This is a genomic window from Sulfitobacter sp. UBA4523, from assembly GCF_002388305.1.
Lineage (GTDB): Bacteria > Pseudomonadota > Alphaproteobacteria > Rhodobacterales > Rhodobacteraceae > Sulfitobacter > Sulfitobacter pontiacus.
Genome location: NZ_DGMH01000021.1, coordinates 34,188 through 34,546, shown reverse-complemented (window position 1 = coordinate 34,546; position 359 = coordinate 34,188). Strand labels below are relative to the sequence as shown.

Genomic DNA, 359 nt, shown 5'->3' with positions numbered 1-359 from the left:
TGGCTGTTCAAGATGCTGGTCAAGGGCCTCGCCCGCCGCCACGGCTTTGCCGCAAGCTTCATGGCGAAACCCTACGAGGATTACCCCGGATCGGGCCTGCACACGCATTTCTCGGTGCTCGACAAGAACGGCAACAATGTCTTTGACGACGGCGGCCCTCAAGGCACGGCGATCATGCGTCACGCTGTGGCGGGCTGTATGAATGCCATGGCCGGCTGCGCGCTGGTCTTTGCGCCCCACGCCAACAGCTTTGACCGTATGGTGCCCGGTGCCCACGCCCCCACGGGGATCTCTTGGGCCTACGAGAACCGCACCTCCTCCATCCGTATCCCGTCCGGCAGCCACAAGGCGCGGCGGAT

At 64.3% G+C, this 359-nt stretch carries 1 pseudogene; it reads left to right on the top strand.

Annotated elements, in window-relative coordinates:
• Positions 1–359 (top strand): annotated as a pseudogene (locus tag B3849_RS04720) (glutamine synthetase); the annotation flags it as partial.